Here is a 16864-nt window from a genome sequence, read left to right on the forward strand (position 1 = left end):
CTTGGGGACAGATTTACCCGCCAATCGAACGGACCGCCACCCCTTCACCAGCCAAAGCATTCCAAATGCGGCTGTCACGGTTGTACACGTCACGACGGAAGTTCAACTGACCCGTCGTGTGCGTGAACGCCGTGCGATAGACTAGGTGAACTGGCACGGGATCATCAAGGTTAACACGTGCTTCGCGACCTGTGCGCAACTGGGACTGAAAGTACTCTTCTGGATCCGTCTCTTGCACCGCAAGCAACGCATAGGCGAAATCAAACGGGTCATTCAGGCGGATACAGCCGTGGCTGAACGCACGCACTTCACGGCCAAACAAAGACTTTGCCGGCGTGTCGTGAAGGTAGATGTTGTACTGGTTCGGGAAAATGAACTTTACCAGACCTAAGGCGTTCCCACGGCTCGGAGGTTGACGCATCGAATATGGGAATGTGCGTTCATTGAACTGGCTAAAGTTCACGTTGCTGCGGTTTACCACTCGGCCACGGCTGTCTGTAATCTCGATATGGCTAACTGCGTTGCGGTTGCGCTGCAGTGCCGGAAGATATTCGTTCACGATGATGGAACGTGGAACATACCAGCTAGGGTTAATGACCATATATTCCATAACATCAGAGAACTCTGGTGACTGTCGGTCGCTATCTGTGGCACCAATAACGGAGCGTGTCTGATAGGTGACACTGTCATTGTCCATGATTGCTGCGGTGAAGTCCGTCAGGTTGACCCAAACGTGACGCTGGCCGCGAGGGCGGTTCATCCAGCGTTCGCGCTCCATTGCGACGATCACTTGCTGCAAACGGTTTGCGACAGGAACATTCACTTCACGCAGTGTTCCCGCACCTGCTACGCCATCAGCCGAAAGGCCATGGGCCGTCTGGAAACGCTGCACGGCGGCCTGCAGTGTGGCGTCATAGGTCTGCGTTGCAGAACGTTCCATGTAGCCCATAGCGACCAAACGATCCCGAAGCGCTATGACGTTGGAACCGGATGCACCTGGTTCAAGCCCACCACCGGAAACAGAAGGTCCCCAGCCGCCAACCGCCAACAGACGTTCAAGACGCAGTTTTTCACGCAATAACCGCGCGTATTCTGGGGAGCTAGGAGCCAAGGAAGACAAATAAGCTGCGGGGCTGGATTGCTCTAGACCTTGCAAATAGCCAAGGCGCGAACGCAGTGGAACCTCTCGACGGATCTCGGCGACGACGTTTCTTGGTGTCAGGATACCCGTCTGAAGGGAGCGCGCGTAGGACAAAAACAGGCGCGACATCTCGACTTCCATGGCGCCTTTTTCGGCTGGGGTGTTTGCCGCTTGCAAGCGCGCCATCAACGATTCAGGATCATATTGCGTGGCTGGCAAACCGTGGTCGCCAGCATTCGCAAAGGCAGCCAGAAGAGCATTGCGACGGGCGCGGTCGCGACTTGAAATACCGGTCCAAATGCCGTCAAAATCCCGCGCGCGGTAAAATTCAGCAAGAGCTTCGTCGCGAGCAGCACCCTCAGCGACAGCTTGGCGGAACGCCGTTGTCTGCGCGTCAGCCGTTTGTGGCGGCATCAACATGACGAACACAGCCGTCAACAGCGCCAAAGCGCGGAAAATTGGGTAGTTTAGCGTAGTCATTTGGTCCCCCCCGGAACATTTTAGCGCGAACACACAGCGCCAACGCATCGTAAATATCAGTAGTGTAGTGAATCAGGCAGCGATCCAAATAAGTCTATTCACATTTGCGCTAGCAATTGAAAGGGTTTTAACCTTGTTACTTCGGCGCAACCTGCATTTTGGCACAAATACAACAAATGGCTAAATGCACACAATCTGCGCAAATAATCGCCTATTTCCCCCTTGATCGGGAAAGAACCCTCAAAGGGGCTTGGTCGACGAATCATTTTGTGGCATAAATCCGGCACACTTGGGACAAATGGCAAAAAAATTCGTGAAATCACGGACTTACAGGTAAGCGACGGGACAGCGCTGATATGACACTGAAGACATCGAGCATCTCTCGGCGTGGTTTGCTAGGCGCATTCGCTGCGACAGCAATCACAGCCGCCCCAACATATTCCAATGCCGCAGGCTTCCTGCGCGGTGGTGGCGATATTCGCCGCCTCAAGATGTACTCTGGCCGCACAGGCGAGAGCATCGATACGATTTATTGGATTGAAGGCCAGTACATTGGCGAATCCATGACCGAAGTGAACCGCTTCTTCCGCGATTGGCGCAATGGCCAGACGCACCAGATCGATACCCGTACGATCGACATCATCGCGGCCACTCAAAACCTTTTGGACAACGACCAGCCTTACACGCTGATTTCCGGCTACCGCTCCCCTCAGACAAACGCAATGTTGCGCGCGAACTCATCCGGTGTTGCACGTAACTCCCTGCACCTTCAGGGCAAAGCGTCTGATTTGCGCATGCAAGGTCGTTCTGTTCAGCAGATGGCGCGTGCCGCAGCAGCCTGCCAGGCTGGTGGCGTTGGCCGCTACTCTGGGTCCAACTTTGTGCACGTAGATTGTGGCCCAGTTCGCGCTTGGGGCAGCTAAGACTGCCACCCCGTACTGTTCGAAAATAGAAGACAATCCATTAGCCCGAACAGAAATGTTCGGGCTTTGTGCATAACACCCCAGACGTAACTGGAAATAATTGCCTTTCCCGCACACCCCTCCTAAAACCTTAGGCGGGGTAAGTTGAAGGTGACGTGGTGGCAAGTAGCTGTCCTTTTTTGGCAAATATAGAAGCACAAGAACGCCTCGTTGAGGCACGCTATGAAGATGGTGTTTCAGAACTGTTCGAGGATGCAGCAGATCCTGTCACGGTCTCCATGGTCGTATTTGACCAAGACGGCGACATGCCGAATTCTGCGGGGCTAAGCACGTTATTCACGACGTTCGGCCAGTTTTTGGACCATGACCTTGTCTTGACACCCGAAGATCACAACGCGGGCAGCATCGAACTTATTGGTATGCCCCATGACATTGATCGATCTCAGGTCGCCGAGGAAATTGGCGACGGTGAAACCATCGCCCCGACCAATGTTGTGACGTGGCAAATTGATGGCTCACAGATTTACGGATCAACAGAGGCACGCGCAGAAGACTTGCGCAGCTATGAAGGCGGTCAGCTGCGCATGCAGGAAGACACCACTTCCGCCTCAGAGATGCTGCCAGATGCTGACCCGGATAGCTTCATGGCAGGTGACATCGAAGGCGATGACCCTGTTTATCTGGCCGGTGACATCCGCGCCAATGAGAACCCCAACCTGCTATCGATGCACACGATGTTTGTGCGCGAACACAATTACTGGGCGGATCGTCTGGCCGAAGAAAACCCTGATTGGGACGATGACCAGCTATATGATGCGGCACGCTCCATTGTCGAATACGAACTGCAACAGATCACCTACAACGAATGGCTACCCCATCTGATCGGCACTGAGGTCGGTGAAGACATGACCGACTACGCGGGCTATGACGCTGATGTCGTTGGTGAAATGTCAGTGGAGTTTTCAACCGCAGCATTCCGGTTCGGGCATACTCTCGTGTCATCCCAAATTGATATTCTTGGCGAGGACGGCACGGATGAAGGGTCGTTGGCCCTTATGGAGGCGTTCTTTAACCACACTCCCGTTGAGGAAAGCGGCATCGATGCGCTGATCCGTGGGCAGCTGGATGCCACGGCACAAGAGCTCGACGCACAGATCGTGGATGACTTGAATTTCTTCCTGTTCACCGAGGACGGCATCACAGGTTTCTCGCTGGCAGCCTTGAACCTCGCGCGGAGTTTGGATCACGGGCTAGAAAGCTATATCGAAGTCCGCGCCGCCCTCATTGGGGACGTCGATCCTGATACGCTGGACCCGCAGGACTTTTCGATCATCACCAGCGACGCGAACCTTCAGGCGCGATTTGCGCAAGCCTATGACGATGTGTTTCAGGTTGAATTGTGGACCGGCGGATTGGCCGAAGACGCGATTGATGGCACGCAAATGGGTCCGTTGTTCACTCATATCATTGCCGATCAATTCACTCGTACCCGTGCTGCGGATGAGACCTTTGGGACGCTCGACTCGGCATTGGGCGCTGAAATACTTGAAGAAATTCAAAGCAGCACCTTCGCGACGATCATTGAACGCACAACCGACGTGGACATGATCCAAGACGATGTCTTCCTTGCCCAAGACCGCAGCTTAAGCGCATCCGGGGATATTGAAACCACGTGGCACGCGGATATCATCGAGCTCGCGGCCAAGACATTGAACGGCACTCTTTACACAGATTCTGGCAATGACACCGTTATCTTGACGGGCGGCACGACCATCGACGGTAATGTCGAAATGGGTCAAGGGGCCGACACGCTGACTGCGTCAAGCGGCGCGATTCTTGGTGATGTTGACACAGACCGTGACGATGATGCAGTCGCTCTGACCGGCACGGCGGATATCGAAGGTGATGTCGACCTTGGCAGCGGTGACGACGTTCTTGCGATGGAAGACATAGCACGTGTGCATGGTAACGTTCAGGCGGGCCACAACGATGACACTGTAGTGCTAGAAGACCGTGCCGAAATCAGCGGCGATCTGGACACTGGATATGGTAGCGATGATGTAACGATTGGCGCACGCACCACAGTCGGTGGAGCCATTGTTTTGGGGTCCGGCAATGACAGTATCCGCGTTTCCACAGGGGCGAACATTTCAGATGTGAACGGTGGCAGTGGCTTTGACACGCTCGAACTGGATGGCCCAGCACGTGTTGAATACGACGCGGACCCAAAGAATGGCAGGGTCTTCTTTAAGGATGAGGATGGAAACGAAACCGGCGAAAGCTTTGATTTCAAATCAATTGAACGGATCACCTGTTTCACCCTTGGCACGCTGATCATCACTGAACGCGGCAAACTGCCGATCGAGAACCTTCAAGTTGGGGATCGGGTTTGGACAATGGACAACGGATTGCAACCGATCGCTTGGGTTGGCCGCGCAACGGTCCCTGCAAAGGGCGCATTGGCTCCGATCATGATCCGCAAGGGCGCGATGGACAACGCGCGTGACTTGCTCGTCTCCCCCCAACATCGAATGATGCTTGATGGCTGGCGGGTGCAAATGCATTGCGGTGAGGATGAGGTTTTGGCCCCAGCCAAGGCCCTGACAAACGACGGATCCATCCGGCGGGTCGAAGGCGGCACCGTGACCTATGTGCATATCGCGTTCGAAGCCCACGAAATCGTCGTGGCCGAAGGCATCCCTTCCGAGAGCTTCTTCCCCGGTGCCGAAGCCCTAAGCGCGCTGGACCACGCTGCACGGGATGAAATTCTGGCGTTGTTCCCCGAATGGCGCTGCCCGCATTTGCGGCCAGCCTCTGCGCGCAAGGTTCTCACCCTGCGCGAAGCGAAAGCATTTATCTAGACGAAATCGATATGTTTGTTGAACGGCATTTCGCGAATGCGTTGCCCCGTGGCGGCAAAGATCGCGTTCGCAAGAGCTGGTGCAGCAGGCGGGACAGGTGGTTCGCCAATACCACGCACGTGATCGCCCAATTCCAGACCTTTTACAGTGATCTCCGGTGCTTGATACAGCCGCATGGCTTCGAACCCGTCATAATTTAGCTGATCCGTCATACCATCTGAATGGGTAATCTCACCCGAAATTGCATGCCCAAGCGCCCAGATGATGCCGCCACTCATCAGACGCGAAAGATTTTGAGGATCAACAACTCGGCCAACGTTGGCGACGGCAAAGACCTTATCAATCTGGATTCCACGGTCGGTGTTCGTGACCTCGACCACCTCCGCGCAAGGAACACCAAAGGACATACAGAACGCAACGCCCCTGCCCCTGTTCGCCCCTATCGACGGACCATCCCAACCTGACAGCTGCGCGACCTCGTCCAGCACGGCGCGGCTGTTGTCGTCCCATGCAAGGCGAATGCGTTCGTCCATCGGATCAGCGCCCGCTGCATGGATCAGCTCATCCAAGGCGCTGTCATGGAAAAATCCATTGGTGGACGCCCCGACGGAGCGCCACGAACTAATCGGCGCCAGGTCGGCGCTGCGATATCCGGTCACGCGGTAGTTGGGAATGCCAAAGGGTTGGTCCCACGCCCCCGCCGTGATCATCGCATCCGGTCCAGGCACAGAAAGCCCCAAGCGTCCCATCTGACTTGAGATGACTGACGGCATAGCAATGCCAAGGTCCAATGCCTCAACCTGACCGTCTTTTACGGTGCCCTGCATCCGCGCCATCGCGATCTGACGTGTATAGTCGTGCGCCATGTCTTCTTCGCGTGAATAGGTCAGTTTGACCGGCGTGTTCTTCATCGCCAGCCCAAGGTGCGCCGCTTGTGTAATAACATCAATCTCAAGGCGATGCCCAAACGAGCCGCCCATCATCAGCACGTGAATATGAACATCGTCTTTGTCTAATCCCGTGATATCCGCCACAGCGTCCTGCGCAAAGCGCGGCACCTGTGTTCCTGTCCAAACGTCTGCACGGTTATCGGTGATCAACACGGTCGCGTTGAGCGGTTCAAGCGGCGCATGAGCAAGATACGGCGCGCGGTATTCGGCCGTGACCACGTCGCCCTTGGACAATGCGGAGTCCGCATCGCCATCATCACGATACTGACTGTCTTGGTGGTCCTTTTTGAAACTTTCGGCCAGCACAGCCCAATGGTCGTCTTGCTCTGCCGGATACTCCGCAGGACCCCACTCAAATGTAATCGCCTGCGCTGCTTGAAACGCACGCCATGTGTTATCCGCGATGACGCCCATACCATTCGGGACCTCAACAACCTTCAAAACGCCGCGCATGCCTTCGGCGTCGGCGGTGTTAGCAGACAGCATGGCCCCGCCTTTGCGCGGGTTGGTGATGACCGTGGCATGGACCATGCCATCAAGTTCCATGTCGATGCCATAGGTCTGGGTGCCTGTGGATTTTGGCACAATATCAATGCGCTGCATGTCTTTGCCAATGTAGCGCCATTTGGATGGATCTTTGAGGGTCACGTTGTCCACGGGATCAAGGCCCGCAGCAGTCGCCGCCAAATCCGTATAGGCCAACTGGCGACCGTCCGGCAAAATTACAGCACCGCGTTCGGTCTGCATGTTGGCCACCGCCACGCCCGTTTCTTGAGCCGCGGCGGCCTTAAGCGTTTCGCGTGCCACGGCACCAGCCACCCGCAGCTTGTCCCAGCTGTCAGCGACAGTGGTTGACCCACCTGTGATCTGCACGCCCATGATTTTCATCGCTGCGTCCATCACAGTGCGGGTCGCGTTGGCCGCAAACCTATCATCCGTCGGCATGAACCCCGGCGCTTCTTCGCTAAGGGCGGTATTGTAATAAGCGGGCGATGGAGGGCCCGGGTCAACAGTGACCTGATCCAGATCGATATCAAGTTCCTCGGCGATTAGTGCGGCCTGAACATGGTAAACACCCTGCCCTTTGTCCGCCCGTGGCGTGATCAGCGTCACCCCGTCTGCGGTGATACGAACGTATTCTGTAAGTGCCGCGTCACCATCGGCCAGATCATCCACCAGCGGGTTGGCGACAGGTTTCTTATAAAGGTATGCGCCAAAGGCGACCCCACCCAACACAGCTGCTGATCCGATTAGGAATGTACGACGCGCAATTGTTTTGATCCGACCCATGGCTTAACCCTCCCGCAGTTTGGCGGCGGCGGTGACAATCGCGGCCCGAATTTGAGGATACGTCCCGCAGCGGCACAGGTTGCCGGACATCTCAGCATCTATGTCTTCGTCTGCTGGTTCAGGGATCGCAGCCAGCATACTTGCGGCTTGCATGATTTGACCTGACTGGCAGTAACCACATTGTGCGACCTGATGTTCGGCCCATGCCTCTTGGACGGCATGCATTGCGTTTGGCGTGCCTAGACCGTTGATTGTCGTGACTTCCGCGCCAACCGCATCGACTGCCCACGTTTGGCAAGACCGAACAGCGACCCCGTCCAGATGCACCGTGCAGGCGCCACACTGGGCAATACCGCAACCGTATTTCACGCCTTTGACGCCGATTTCATCGCGTAAGACCCAAAGCAATGGCATGTCGTCTTCGACATCGACCTCATGGGTGGTTCCGTCTACATTCAATTGCATGGCTCGCCTCCTACTGGATTCCCACAACTTGACATTTCGTCAAGTTTTGTCAAGTTGATTTAATGAACGCAGAACACACAACAATTCTAGATGCCGCCCTTGAGGTCTTTCTACGGTACGGCTTTCGGCGAACCACGATGGGTGACATCGCCAAAGCTGCCGGCCTATCGCGCCAATCGCTATATTCTCGTTTCGCCAATAAGGACGAGGTCTATGCCGCAGGCCTGGACCTGCACACCCAACGCATCGTCGCGGACCTAAAATCAGCCTTCTTAGAAGCAGCCACGATTGAAGATGCCATGGATGGGTTTGCAGCGATTAGCATCGTTTCCACGTTCGAAATGCTAAACCAAAGCCCCGACGCCTCTGACTTAATCGAGGCGGCGAAAAGCCCAGAAGGCCAAGCAGCTATGGCCCGCTCTTCGCTACTTAAACGACAGCTTTTGGCGGATCTTTTTGAACCCTATACAACTGCCCTCAAGACCCATGGACTTTCGCCATTACAACTTGCTGAGTTTGTAGAGACCAATAAGCTCGCGATCAGTAAATCTGCGCAAACACGCGCACAGCTCGACGCCCAAATAGCGACCCTAAAGGCGTCTGTCGTAGCACTTACAAAGGGGTAATGGCGGACCGTAGAGGATTCGAACCTCTGGCCTCTGCCTTCGGAGGGCAGCGCTCTATCCAGCTGAGCTAACGGTCCATGTCGTCGCTATAGCCTTGGGCTGAGCGTCATGCAAACAACTTGTGGCACAATTCGAGCGCATCAACCAAAGCATCGACATCATCGGTTGTATTATACATTGCAAAAGACGCGCGGCAGGTCGCAGTCAGTCCGAGATGATCCATCAATGGCCCCGTGCAATGTTGCCCTGCCCGAACCGCGACACCCTTTTTATCAAGGACGGTCGAGATGTCATGGGCATGGGCCGCCCCATCCAACGTAAAGCTAAAGATCGCAGCCTTGTTAGCCGACGTTCCTTGCACGTTTAGCCAGTTCAAACCGTCTAATTTGCTGCGGGCGTAGTCGCGCAACGTGCGTTCGTGGGCTGCGATGTTGCCCATCCCAAGGCTCGTCACATAATCGAGCGCGACACCAAAACCGATGGTTTGCACGATACCGGGGGTTCCGGCCTCAAATTTCATCGGCGCGTCGTTATAGATCACGTGATCCTTGTGGACCTCGCGGATCATGTCACCGCCACCCATAAAGGGGCGCATCTCGGCCATGCGTTCGGCGCGAATGTAGATCGCGCCGGACCCAGACGGCCCGTAAAGCTTATGGCCGGTGATCGGGTAGAAATCACAGCCCAAATCTTCGACGTTGACAGGCATATGCACAGCAGCTTGGCTACCATCAACGAGCGTCGCGATGCCCTTTTCACGGGCTGCGTGGCAGATGGTTTTGACGTCAACAACCGTGCCCAAAACGTTTGAAAGCTGCGTTACAGCAATGAGTTTGGTCCGCTCTGTCACAGCATCCAGAACGCGTGCCGGATCAAGATCGCCATTGCTGTCGATATCCACCCAAACCAGTTTCACCCCCATACGTTCACGCAGGAAATGCCATGGCACTATGTTGGCGTGATGTTCCATAACGGACAAGATGATCTCGTCGCCCGCTTTCAGGTTTTCCATGGCCCATGCGTAGGCAACCGTGTTGATGCCTTCGGTCGTACCAGAATTTAGAACGATGGTGTTTTCATCTGTCGCACCTAGGAACTTGGCAATCTTGGCGCGCACGCTTTCGTATTTCTCGGTGGCGAGATTGCTGAGGTAATGTAGGCCACGGTGCACGTTAGAATACTCTTCCGCATATGCGGTCGTGATGGCGTCAATCACCACCTGCGGTTTCTGCGCGGATGCGCCGCTGTCGAGGTAAACCAGCGGCTTGCCGTTCACTTCACGGCTGAGAATCGGGAAATCGGCGCGAACCGAGGCGACGTCAAAAGTCATAGTGTTTCCCCCGCGACGACTGCGTCGGGACCAAGTCCAAACACAGCGCTCAAGACAGTGATAAAGATGTAAACAGCAAGGAACGACAGAACGATCACAGCAACGGTTTTACCCATGTTATTGAAATCGTGCCCAACATTCACAGCATTTCCAAGCCCGCGCAAAAACACAAACCCGCCGAACAAGGCCAAAAGCCCACCTAGGATCGGTTCAATGAAGAATACGACGATCACTACCAAGAAGATCAAAGCCGCGACCAGCTGAATAACCGCCGTCACCGCCATAATATCATTTAAGCCGCCCTGCCCGCCCATAGCTGCACCAATGCGGTGCACCGCAAAGGCAAGTGCGATGCCTTGCAGCGACGATAGTACGCCCTCAGTTAAGGGATTTTGGCTAAGCGGCGTGATCTGCGGCTCAGCGAGTTCTATGTTGGCGAGCATCGCTTCAAACGCATATGAAAAAATGCCGAAAGTGATGCCGGACACAACGCCAGCCAAGACGATCAAGATGATCGAAACCTCAAGCGGCAGGCGCGCCTCTTTCACAAGAGATGATGCCATTCTTGGGTTACGGATCGTTAGCTTGACCCACTCCAACATGCTTTTGAACGTTAAATCCATTAGTCCGCCTTTGAAATTTCGGCCAAGCCGCTGATCCAGAACCACAACAACACAGCCAGCCATATCCCACCGACCAGTGTGGTTCCCGGATGTTCCAAGCCGTTCAACCCGACCAGAAGCCCATAAAACAGGGCAATCGGCGTCGCCGCCAGCCAGCCCCAAAACACCGCGATCCGCGCGCCATACCCTGTCGCATTTCGACGGATCAGCTTGGTCACGGCATACAAAATTCCTGCAATCAAGTAGAACACCAGTGGCAAGAGCATCAGCAACGTAAAGAAGGCATAAATGGTGTCTTGTTGAAAATCACTGCCTGTCTGCACGGCCTGACGCTGCAAACCAGGCAGACGAGAGATGAACATTAAGAAACAGGCAATCATCAACCACAGGATGCCACGATCTTCACGTGGCCCCATGCCGTAAAGCCGCCGCACCACTTGGCGCGGACGGCGATACGTTTCCACTATGTCCTGCGTGACAGGCATCAGCTTGCGCGCCGCGCAAGCCAGCCCTCAAGGCGGTCTAGCATGGCTTCGGCCAAGGCTTCGTCTTCGATCTCTTCCAAGGCTTCAGCCAAGAACGCCAAAACCAATAGGTCAGTTGCTTCGGCTTCCGGAACCCCACGCGAACGCAGATAGAACAATGCCTCTTCGTCAATCGCACCCGTGGTTGACCCGTGCGAACAGATGACATCATCCGCGTAAATTTCGAGTTCAGGCTTGGCGAGGAACTGGCTGTCACCATCCAGCAGCAATGACTGACTGATTTGGTAACCGTCTGTTTTCTGAGCGTCTGCTTTAACAAGGATTTTGCCTTGAAACACACCTGTCGCGCCATTGCGCAGCACTTTTTTGAACACCTGACGGCTTTCACAGTTCACTGCGTCATGTGTGATAAAGACCGTGTCGTCATGATGGAAATCAGCACCATCCCCAACGCAAGCCCCCGCCACAGTGGCTTTTGCATCGTCGCCAGTCAGTTCGATCACGCATTCATTGCGCGTCAGCACGCCATTCATTGTCAATGTGAACGACTTGAACGTGGATTCCGTGCCAAGTCGGGTGAAAATGCCTGTAACCGCGCGGCGTTCATGGTCACGTCCTTGGACGCGCACATGGTGGAACCCCGCATGATCAGCGATCTCGACTTCCATGGATTTGTTTAGCCGAGCCGCAGCCGGGCCTGTTTCCAGAAGTGTCAGATCAGCGCCTTCATCCAGTTTGATGCAGTGATGAAGCATCACATCTGAACTGTCTGATTTATGGAGGTACATGATGTTAATCGGCTTACTTACCTTGCCGGTCGCATGCACGACGATACCGTCAGTCGCAAAGGCCGTGTTCAGAGCAGCAAGTGGGCGTTCAACGACCTCTTGGCCGCGCTGTTCAAGCACGCCGTATTGCTCTTTGGCCCAGTGGATGTCTTTTTGCATGACATCAGACAGGCGTTCAATCGTGACCCCTTCCAATGACAAATCATCGGACGCGTCTGCATCAAACACACCATCCACGAACACGATCTTAAGACGATCAATGTGGTCCCACAGCGGCGCTTCGCCACCGTCAAACGTTGCCGCTTTGGGCGCTGCGGCTTGAACGAGCGTGTCCGGCTTGGTGAATTTCCAATATTCATCACGCCCGTGTGGCAGGCCCATGATTTCAACGCGGGCCAAAGCAGCCTTACGGGCGTCCTGCGCCCACGTCGCACCATCTGGCAAAGTCATCGAGGACAGGCGCGCTTGCGTAGTGTCCTGTTTGATTTGCAACATTTTCTTTGGAGCAGCCATTAAGCCACCTCCGCCAGAATGTCGGCATAACCGTTGTTTTCAACTTCAAGCGCCAGTTCTGGACCGCCCGTTTTGATGATACGGCCATCCGCCATGATGTGAACGACGTCTGGTTTGATGTGGTCCAGAAGACGCTGGTAGTGCGTGATAACAAGGAAACCACGGCCTTCGTCGCGCAAAGCGTTTACGCCTTCGGAGACCAATTTCATCGCATCAACGTCCAGACCGGAGTCTGTTTCGTCCAAGATGCACATCTTTGGCTCAAGCATGGCCATCTGAAGGATCTCGTTACGCTTTTTCTCACCACCGGAGAAACCAACGTTCACAGGGCGCTTCAGCATGTCCGCGTCGATCTTAAGTGTCTTCGCCTTCGCGCGGATTACTTTCAGAAACTCGCCAGCAGACATTTCGTCTTCGCCACGCGCTTTGCGCTGTGCGTTTACCGCTGTGCGCAGGAACGTCATGTTGCCGACGCCCGGGATTTCAACAGGATATTGGAACGCTAGGAACAGGCCGGCAGCGGCGCGTTCTTCGGCTTCCATGTCGAGCAGTTCTTCACCACCCAGGGACGCGGAACCCTCAGTAACCTCATAACCTTCTTTGCCGGACAAAACGTAAGACAATGTGGATTTACCAGACCCGTTCGGCCCCATGATCGCGTGCACCTTGCCGGGTTCAACGGTCAAGTTGACACCTTTCAGGATCTGCTTGTCTTCTTCTTCAAGTTTGACGTGTAGGTTTTTGATTTCTAGCATCTTTTTCTCTTTCCAAATACGGCTAGAGGGCGCGCACGGATGCGGCCCTCATCGTTGTTTTCATCATGTAAGTTGGTGTTAGGTTTAGGTGAGCAGCGTCGCGCTGGCCATCATTTCTGTAACCCACGCGTCCGGATAGAACCGCGCGTAGACCTCGGGTGCGAGTTTCACAAGATCGGCTTCGAACATCGTTGCGCCGACGAAGCCTGCCAATTGCAGTGGCACGGTCCGCTTGGACGTTAGGCCCAAAACGAACATCGTCACGAGGCTGATCAGAACTGCCAATGACAGTGCGATTGGCAAGCTGGACAATACCGAAGCGGCATCCACGCCCTTTTCGGCGGCAAATGCCATTGCTTTGTCGAAGTACGTAAAGTCGATCCACCGAGCGGCGATCACGCTGCCTGCTCCAGCAACCAATGCGGCTACATACATCAGCGGATTGCGTTTCTTCTGGGTGGATTTCTTCATCATTTTGACAGGCGTTTTCTTCAGAAAGCTGCGCTCGTCGCTCGTCGTTGCGAGACCTTGACCGGGAACAGTCCAAGACGTCGTATTGCCGGAGTTGATTTTGCTCATCCGTTCCGCAAATGTTGTGGTGCTGACAGCCATGACCGAAGTTCCCTCTAATTCCTGTCTCAACTTTTAGGAGGGAGTTGAGGCCGAAATGGGGCACACCACGGGCAGCATGGGGGCGATGTAGGATCAGACCTGCCTCATTAGGCATTGTGACGCTACGTCTCTTTCCGATGCGTGCCATTATGCAGCCTCCCTTTGCTTAAGCCCGGCTGGAAAGCTTTCAAAAAGCGCTTCTTTGGCGATGGCGATTCCGTCCGCGTATGGCAACGCTCCGTTTGGAGCGCCAATCGCGACATCCACGATCTCATGCGGTTCGATCGGTGTGCCCAGCGCGCGGCCAATGCCAGCGGCGTAATCATGGAACTTCAGCATGGCGCCCCCATGAATGCCGAGCGGGTCAAGCCAAGTGTTAGGGATACCGTAAGCATCCGCCGTGATCAGCCCGTGCAAGGACTGGCTGATCACATGAGAACAGCTTGCGATCTCGCGCACCACGGCATGAGGGTCAGGATTGCGCACGTCAATCAATTTGATGTGGGGGTTATCAGCCGCGATCTTGGCAAAGCGTTCATCGTCCGCGAAATGCATGTGTGGCACGAGGCCGACAATGTCTTGCCGCTCAGGCGTATCGCCATCTAGCGCGGTCAGCGCCTCTGCAATCAGCATGCCCGTATCACCAAACAGACGATCATCGCGCTGCAGCAACGCCGCTGTAATCGGCCCGCGCAGCAAAGCCACGCGCACATTCTTCAGGAAACTCAGATCCGCAATGCCCGACATTGCCCCGGTGCCCCAAATGAACGGTTTGCCACCCTTCTCGCGCGGTTCGTTCTGGTTGTTCTTGACCATCTTCATCAAGCTGCCCAGCGCATACATCTCGCAGTTCTTATGCCCAGCCCACACAACATCCCGCCCCGCCACATGGGCGACGATGGTAGCGCTGATCGCGTCACCAAAGTTCTGTTCTTTGTTGTAGTAGAACAGTTTGAGGGGGGAGTTGTAGGTCATGACGCCCAATCAGTCCCGCGTGACCGTCACGGCCGTACCTGACGCACTGACCATCAGCATGTTGTTGATAACCTCATAATCAAGATCAACACCAACAACCGCGTTTGCGCCCAAGGACACCGCACGTTCTTCCATCTCATGAAGAGCCGTGACCCGCGCCTTGCCGAGTTCTTGCTCATATGCAGCAGAGCGGCCACCGACGATATCGCGGATCCCTGCAAAAACATCGCGAAAGATGTTGGCCCCAAGAATAGCCTCGCCAGTAACGATGCCTTTGTAATCCTTGATACGTTGTCCTTCGACCGAAGGTGTTGTTGTAACGATCATTGCTTGCCCTTTCTATAAAGGTAGAAGCCGATTTTAACCGCGCCGTAGATCGCAGCAAAAACTAACGCATCCAAAACAGCGTCGCCGATCTCTCTCGACCCGATCATGACGATAAAGCCGAAGTAGACGCAGGATGCGATCAAGATATTCGCAAACAAGGGCAACGCAGTCTGCATGATTTACCCCACAGAGCCTTCAAGGCTGATCGCGACCAGTGCCTGTGCTTCCATAGCGAATTCCATCGGCAGCGCTTGCAGCACTTCCTTTGCAAACCCGTTGACGATCAGCGCGACGGCCTCTTCTTCGTCCATGCCACGGCTGCGGCAGTAGAACATTTGATCATCGTCGATCTTTGATGTCGTCGCTTCGTGCTCTACGCGGGATGAGTTATTCTTCACCTCGATATACGGCACTGTATGTGCACCACACTTGTCACCGATCAACAGGCTGTCGCATTGTGTGTAGTTGCGGCTGTCTTTGGCCTTCGGGTGCATGGACACGAGGCCACGGTAGGTGTTCTGCGCCTTACCCGCAGAGATGCCTTTGGACACGATGCGCGACTTGGTGTTCTTCCCAAGGTGCACCATCTTTGTGCCTGTGTCGGCCTGCTGCATGTTGTTGGCAATCGCGATGGAGTAAAACTCGCCTTGGCTGTCGTCCCCACGCAGGATGCAAGACGGGTACTTCCATGTGACAGCAGAGCCTGTTTCAACTTGGGTCCACATCACCTTAGAGCGATCCCCACGACAATCGGCGCGTTTGGTTACAAAGTTATAGATACCGCCTTTGCCGTCTTCATCACCAGGGTACCAGTTCTGAACGGTGGAGTATTTCACCTCAGCGTCGTCCATGATCACAATCTCGACCACCGCGGCGTGCAACTGTGCCACGTCCCGCTTAGGGGCAGTACAGCCCTCAAGGTAGGACACATAGGCGCCCTCATCACAGATGATCAGCGTACGTTCGAACTGACCTGTGTTTTCGGCGTTAATGCGGAAATATGTGGACAGTTCCATCGGGCATTTGGTGCCCTTTGGAATGTAAACGAACGATCCGTCCGAGAACACGGCGCTATTGAGCGTCGCGTAGAAGTTGTCTTGTACCGGCACTACGGAGCCAAGGTACTGTTTAACCAGTTCAGGATGCTCGCGGATCGCTTCTGAGATGGAACAGAAGATCACGCCAGCCTTTTTCAGCTCGTCTTGGAACGTGGTCCCAACGGATACGGAATCAAACACCGCATCAACAGCAACTTTGCGCGGGGCGTCTGACATCTCTTCTGCGCCTTCAACACCAGCGAGGATCGCTTGCTCTTTCAACGGGATGCCCAGCTTGGCGTATGTTGCCAAGAGTTTGGGGTCTACCTCGTCCAAGGACTTTGGCTTTACTTCCATGCTTTTGGGGCGTGCATAGTAATACTGGTCTTGGAAATCGATCTTTGGGTAATCGACCATTGCCCACTCAGGCTCTTCCATTTTGAGCCAACGGGCGTAGGCCGCCAGACGCCATTCAAGCATCCACTCAGGTTCTTCGTTCTTTTCCGAAATCAGGCGCACGATGTCTTCGGACAGACCAAGCGGCGCATAGTCGGTTTCGATATCCGTGTCCCAGCCATACTTATAGGTGCCAGACAGCGCGACAACCGCATCTACAGTTTCCTGATCGACGCCGTCTTTCACGTCTACTTTATCTTTCACATCCATCTGCTTCACTTCCTTCT

16 protein-coding genes and 1 tRNA gene are annotated in these 16864 nt (G+C 54.8%); 3 read left to right on the plus strand and 14 right to left on the minus strand.

Annotated elements, in window-relative coordinates; genetic code table 11:
- Positions 1-13 precede the first annotated feature (13 nt).
- Positions 14-1621 (minus strand): L,D-transpeptidase family protein, encoded by a 1608-nt coding sequence (locus L0666_RS03690; RefSeq protein ID WP_235258766.1) that lies wholly within the window; start codon positions 1619-1621, stop codon positions 14-16.
- A 356-nt stretch (positions 1622-1977) separates the two neighbouring features.
- Between L0666_RS03690 and mepK the strand changes: the two genes are divergently transcribed.
- Both mepK and L0666_RS03700 read left to right on the plus strand, forming a co-directional pair.
- Complete coding sequence (mepK, locus tag L0666_RS03695; protein ID WP_235258780.1) at positions 1978-2544, plus strand: peptidoglycan L,D-endopeptidase MepK; 567 nt, start codon at positions 1978-1980, stop codon at positions 2542-2544.
- A 179-nt stretch (positions 2545-2723) separates the two neighbouring features.
- Positions 2724-5405 carry a peroxidase family protein gene (locus tag L0666_RS03700; RefSeq protein ID WP_235258789.1) on the plus strand — a complete coding sequence of 894 codons (2682 nt, stop codon included), beginning with the start codon at positions 2724-2726 and terminating at the stop codon, positions 5403-5405.
- On the opposite strand, the gene L0666_RS03705 is transcribed toward L0666_RS03700, so the two are convergent.
- Together L0666_RS03705 and L0666_RS03710 are read right to left on the minus strand one after the other, a co-directional pair.
- Entirely contained in the window at positions 5402-7645 is a 2244-nt protein-coding gene (locus L0666_RS03705) for a xanthine dehydrogenase family protein molybdopterin-binding subunit (protein WP_235258797.1), read from the minus strand. The two genes, L0666_RS03700 and L0666_RS03705, sit on opposite strands and share 4 nt — an antisense overlap.
- A 3-nt stretch (positions 7646-7648) precedes the next feature.
- A complete protein-coding gene (locus L0666_RS03710) occupies positions 7649-8110 on the minus strand; it encodes a (2Fe-2S)-binding protein (RefSeq protein WP_235258799.1) in 462 nt (153 codons plus the stop codon).
- 62 nt (positions 8111-8172) lie between these two features.
- Between L0666_RS03710 and L0666_RS03715 the strand changes: the two genes are divergently transcribed.
- Positions 8173-8736: a TetR/AcrR family transcriptional regulator gene (locus tag L0666_RS03715; protein ID WP_235258801.1), complete on the plus strand. Its 564-nt coding sequence runs from the start codon at positions 8173-8175 to the stop codon at positions 8734-8736.
- Here L0666_RS03715 and L0666_RS03720 read toward each other — a convergent pair.
- The 11 genes from L0666_RS03720 to sufB all read right to left on the minus strand — a co-directional run bounded on the left by L0666_RS03720 (position 8737) and on the right by sufB (position 16847).
- A tRNA-Arg gene (locus tag L0666_RS03720) sits at positions 8737-8813 on the minus strand.
- A gap of 29 nt (positions 8814-8842) precedes the next feature.
- Entirely contained in the window at positions 8843-10066 is a 1224-nt protein-coding gene (locus L0666_RS03725) for a cysteine desulfurase (RefSeq protein WP_235258803.1), read from the minus strand.
- Entirely contained in the window at positions 10063-10752 is a 690-nt protein-coding gene (locus tag L0666_RS03730; protein WP_235258812.1) for a YIP1 family protein, read from the minus strand. Before L0666_RS03730 ends, L0666_RS03725 begins: the two co-directional genes overlap by 4 nt.
- Positions 10689-11174 (minus strand): hypothetical protein, encoded by a 486-nt coding sequence (locus tag L0666_RS03735; protein ID WP_235258814.1) that lies wholly within the window; start codon positions 11172-11174, stop codon positions 10689-10691. Before L0666_RS03735 ends, L0666_RS03730 begins: the two co-directional genes overlap by 64 nt.
- The gene (locus L0666_RS03740) at positions 11174-12475 is read right to left on the minus strand and encodes a SufB/SufD family protein (protein ID WP_235258816.1); all 1302 of its coding nucleotides are present in this window, start codon (positions 12473-12475) and stop codon (positions 11174-11176) included. Before L0666_RS03740 ends, L0666_RS03735 begins: the two co-directional genes overlap by 1 nt.
- The gene (gene sufC, locus L0666_RS03745) at positions 12475-13230 is read right to left on the minus strand and encodes a Fe-S cluster assembly ATPase SufC (protein WP_216036739.1); all 756 of its coding nucleotides are present in this window, start codon (positions 13228-13230) and stop codon (positions 12475-12477) included. The genes L0666_RS03740 and sufC overlap by 1 nt, the downstream gene beginning before the upstream one ends.
- An 84-nt stretch (positions 13231-13314) precedes the next feature.
- The gene (locus L0666_RS03750; protein WP_235258818.1) at positions 13315-13842 is read right to left on the minus strand and encodes a hypothetical protein; all 528 of its coding nucleotides are present in this window, start codon (positions 13840-13842) and stop codon (positions 13315-13317) included.
- Between the two features lie 147 nt (positions 13843-13989).
- Positions 13990-14817 (minus strand): polysaccharide pyruvyl transferase family protein, encoded by an 828-nt coding sequence (locus tag L0666_RS03755; protein ID WP_235258820.1) that lies wholly within the window; start codon positions 14815-14817, stop codon positions 13990-13992.
- Positions 14818-14826: 9 nt separating this feature from the next.
- Positions 14827-15144, minus strand: a complete 318-nt coding sequence (locus L0666_RS03760) for a heavy metal-binding domain-containing protein (RefSeq protein ID WP_235258822.1) — start codon at positions 15142-15144, stop codon at positions 14827-14829.
- Positions 15141-15320 (minus strand): hypothetical protein, encoded by a 180-nt coding sequence (locus L0666_RS03765; RefSeq protein WP_235258824.1) that lies wholly within the window; start codon positions 15318-15320, stop codon positions 15141-15143. The genes L0666_RS03760 and L0666_RS03765 overlap by 4 nt, the downstream gene beginning before the upstream one ends.
- Positions 15321-15323: 3 nt before the next feature.
- The gene (gene sufB / locus L0666_RS03770) at positions 15324-16847 is read right to left on the minus strand and encodes a Fe-S cluster assembly protein SufB (protein ID WP_235258826.1); all 1524 of its coding nucleotides are present in this window, start codon (positions 16845-16847) and stop codon (positions 15324-15326) included.
- Between the last annotated feature and the right edge of the window lie 17 nt (positions 16848-16864).

The organism is Octadecabacter algicola (genome assembly GCF_021532625.1).
In the GTDB taxonomy this organism is placed as follows: Bacteria; Pseudomonadota; Alphaproteobacteria; order Rhodobacterales; family Rhodobacteraceae; genus Octadecabacter; species Octadecabacter algicola.